At 65.5% G+C, this 3,629-nt stretch carries 6 protein-coding genes; all 6 read left to right on the top strand.

The genetic code is table 11. From position 1 onward, the window contains the following. Nucleotides 1–1,091: OmpA family protein (locus VKR55_RS30210; RefSeq protein WP_324409057.1), on the top strand; the 1,091-nt coding region annotated here is incomplete at its 5' end. 2 nt (nt 1,092–1,093) lie between these two features. Next, nucleotides 1,094–1,396, top strand: a complete 303-nt coding sequence (locus tag VKR55_RS30205; RefSeq protein WP_324409056.1) for a hypothetical protein — start codon at nt 1,094–1,096, stop codon at nt 1,394–1,396. A 91-nt stretch (nt 1,397–1,487) separates the two neighbouring features. Beyond that, a complete protein-coding gene (locus tag VKR55_RS30200; protein WP_324409055.1) occupies nt 1,488–2,078 on the top strand; it encodes a TetR/AcrR family transcriptional regulator in 591 nt (196 codons plus the stop codon). Then, nucleotides 2,075–2,989 (top strand): haloalkane dehalogenase, encoded by a 915-nt coding sequence (locus VKR55_RS30195; protein ID WP_324409054.1) that lies wholly within the window; start codon nt 2,075–2,077, stop codon nt 2,987–2,989. The genes VKR55_RS30200 and VKR55_RS30195 overlap by 4 nt, the downstream gene beginning before the upstream one ends. Nucleotides 2,990–3,028: 39 nt before the next feature. Next, complete coding sequence (locus VKR55_RS30190; protein WP_324409053.1) at nt 3,029–3,256, top strand: Rdx family protein; 228 nt, start codon at nt 3,029–3,031, stop codon at nt 3,254–3,256. A gap of 11 nt (nt 3,257–3,267) precedes the next feature. After that, a partial coding sequence (locus VKR55_RS30185) for a GNAT family N-acetyltransferase (protein ID WP_324409052.1) occupies nt 3,268–3,629 on the top strand: 362 nt, incomplete at its 3' end.

The following is a 3,629-nucleotide window of genomic DNA, read 5'->3' as shown; positions in this document are numbered from 1 at the left end:
CTTTCGTGTGGTCGGCCGAGCGGGACGTCGCCCGCGTCACGCTCCGCGGCAGTGCGCCGCTGCCGGCGAGCAAGGGCCGGCTTGTCGAGGCGGCGCGCGCCAGGATTTCCGGCGTCGAGGTGGTCGACCAGATGGCGCTTTCGCGCGGCGCGCCAAACCACTTCGATGCCGCAGCCCTGCTGTTGCTCGATCAGGTCAAAAAATTGAAGGACGGCAAGGTCACAATTTCCGATACCAGCGTATCGCTGTCCGGTATGGCGCGCGACCTTGGCGGGCGCGAGGCGATCGCCGCGGCGCTGACGAATCTGCCCGAGGGATTCAAGGTCGCCGCCAACGACGTCAAGGCGCCGCCCTACATCTTCCAGGCCTACAAGGATCCGGTCGCGCTGACGCTGACCTTATCGGGCTACGTGCCGGACGACAGCGTTCATGCGGCGATCACGGCGGCTGCCGCGCGAACATTCTTCGCGGAGAAGGTGGTCGACAAGGTCAAGGCCAGCGTCGGCGCGCCATCCGGCTTTTCCCCCGCCGTGGTGACGGCGCTGGGCGCGCTGTCGCGGCTCTCGACCGGAACGCTGGTCGTCTCGGATCGCGAGGTGAAGCTGTCGGGTGATGCGCTTTATGAGGGCGCCGCTGCGCAAATCCGCGCCGGGCTCGGCAAGAATTTTCCGCAAGGCTTCCAGTTCAAGCCGGAAATTTCGGTCAAGCCGGCCGCGGCCCCGGTCGATCCCACCGTCTGCCAGCAGCTCTTCTCCGAGGTGCTCGCCAAAGGAAAGATCCGCTTCGACCAGGCGCGCGCCACGCTTGATCCGGATTCCACGGCGTTGCTGGATCGGCTGATCGAGATCGCGCTGCGCTGTCCGACCGCCAATATCGAGGTCGCCGCACATACCGACGGCGACGGCGAAGATGCCTTCAACCAGGCGCTGTCGGAGAAACGCGCGCAGGCGGTGGTTGATTACCTGGTCAAGGCCGGCCTGCCGCCGAGCCGCTTCACCGCGGTCGGCTATGGCTCGACGCAGCCGATCGCCGGCAACGACACCGACGAAGGCAAGGCGCAAAACCGCCGCGTCGAGTTCCTGGTGAGGTGAGCATGGCGTATCTCGTGGCGTTCCATTGGGGCTGGCTCACCGCCTCCTTCCTGCTCGGGCTCGGCATGGGCTGGATCGCGGTGGTCCACCGCGCGCGCGGCGTGAGCAAGGTGACGGCGCGCTGGCTCGCCCTGTTGGCGGCCGTTCTCGTGGGACTTGCCGCCGCCAGGATCGTGCCCGGGCGCTTCGGTTATTGGCTCGACCTCGGCCTGGTCCTGTTTGCCTGCTACCTCGTCGGCTGTGCGATCGGCTCGTGGCTGCGCGATTGGGTGGTCTCGCGGTCGACGGGGAAGCCGGCGGCGTAGCATCCCCTCAGCTTCCATCGACGTATGGTTTTGATTTTGAAAGTATATTTTCACGCTTGACTATAATACGTACGTACGTATTATGCCTTGTATGCCCAAGCCATCCCTCCGTGACACCATCCTCGACGCCGGCCTCAAGGCCATGTTCCGCACCGGCTATCACGGCACCAGCGTGCGTGACGTTGCCGCGGTTGCCGGCGCGCCGATCGGGTCCTTCACCAACCATTTCCGCTCCAAGGAGGCCTTCGCCTCCGAGGTGCTGGAGCGCTACTTCGCCCATGTGCGCCTCCTGGTCGCGCAGGCGCTCGACGACACTTCGCTCTCACCGCGTGAGCGGCTGCAGCGCTATCTCGACATCATCACCGGCAGGCTGGAGGCCGACGGCTTTGCCCGCGGCTGCCTGATCGGCGACCTCAGCCTGGAAGCCTCCGGCAGCAGCGAACTGTTGCGCAGCCAACTCGAGGCGATCTTCGCCGAATGGCGCGTGCCGTTCGCGGCCTGCATCCGCGAGGCACAGGCGGCAAAGGAGATCGCTTCCGATTTCGACGCGAACGAACTCGCCGACTTCCTGCTGGCATCCTGGCAGGGCGCGATGCTGCGCATGAAGGTCGAGCGCAGCCCGGCCGCACTCGAACGTTTCAAGACCATCGCCTTCCAAACCGTGTTCAAGGAGCCGTCATGACCAAGCAAGCCGAGATCTTTGTTCGCCGCCAGCTCGTCCTGGGCAGCACCATGGCCTATCGCGAGACCGGAGACACCGACGCGCCGGTGGCGCTGTTCCTGCACGGCAATCCGGCCTCGTCCTACATCTGGCGCAACATCCTGCCGCATGTGGCCCCGGTTGCGCATTGCATCGCGCCGGACCTGATCGGCTTCGGCCAGTCCGGCAAGCCTGACATCGCCTACCGCTTTTTTGACCACGTCGACTATCTCGATGCGTTCATCCATAGCCTTGGCATCAGCTCGGCCTATCTCGTCGCTCAGGACTGGGGCGCGGCGCTGGCCTACCATCTTGCTGCACGCCGGCCGGATTTCGTGCGCGGCCTTGCCTTCATGGAATTCGTCCGCCCGGCCTCGAGCTATGAGGATTTCCACCAGCTGCCGGCCGCGCGCGAGGCGTTCCGCAAATTCAGGACGCCAGGCGAGGGCGAAGCGATGATCCTGGAGGGCAATGCCTTCATCGAGCGCGTCCTGCCGGGCGCGGTGGCCCACCCGCTCACCGACGAGGACATGGCGGTCTATCGCGCGCCATTTGCTGACCCCAAGAGCCGCCGCCCGATGTTGGCGCTGCCGCGCGATTTGCCGATCGCGGGCGAGCCGGCCGACATGCATCAGGCGCTTTCATCCTCGCTCGACGCGCTTAAGGCCTCGACCTATCCGAAGCTGCTCTTCGTGGGCGAGCCGGGCACCCTGATCACGCCGGCCTATGCCGCGGAGTTTACCGCCAACATGCGGCACATCTCCGTGGTGCCGCTCGGGAGCGGACGGCATAATCTGCAGGAGGATCATCCAGACGCCATCGGCCGCTCGGTCGCCGGCTGGATCGCCGGCATCAAGGCCGTGACCGCCCGCCATCAGCAGCATGCCGCCTGATCGAAAATTTGTCTGGCCCCAAACCAACAGGAGTTTGCCATGAAAGACGTCTCGATCACCTATTGCCGCCCTTGCGGCTACGAGAAGCGCGCCAAGGACGCGGCAACGGCATTGCGGGAGCGCCTCTCCGTCGACGCGAAACTGGTGCCTGGCACCGGCGGCGTGTTCGAGGTGAAGGTTGGCGACAAGGTCGTCGCCAAGCGCGCCAAGGGCCACTTTCCCGACGCCGCCGAGGTGGTGGCCGCGGTCGCCGCCGCGCGGAAGTGAGAATCGAAAAAATGCCGCTTGCCTTCACCGATGATCTCGCCTCCATCGATTGGGACGAACTCTCCGCGCTCTATCGCGTGGCCCCGCTCGGCGACAAGCGGCCTGCCGATCTGAAGCTTGTGTTCGAGAACAGCATGTTCCGCGTCTTCGTCTTTGAGGACGGCCGGCTCGTCGGCGCCGGCCGCGCTTTGGCCGATGGCCGCGACTGCTCCTATCTCTGCGACATCGCGGTGCTGCCGGACCAGCAGGGGCGCGGCCTTGGCAAGGAGATCGTGGCGAGGCTGGTGCGCCTGTCGGCTTCGCACCGGAAGATCATTCTATACTCGGTTCCAGGCAGGGAGCCGTTCTACGAGGCGTTCGGCTTCGGCCGCAT

This window comes from Bradyrhizobium sp. (genome assembly GCF_035309285.1).
Classification (GTDB): Bacteria; Pseudomonadota; Alphaproteobacteria; order Rhizobiales; family Xanthobacteraceae; genus Bradyrhizobium.
The sequence above is the reverse complement of the archived record's forward strand: the minus strand, read 5'-3'. Positions and strand labels throughout refer to the sequence as shown.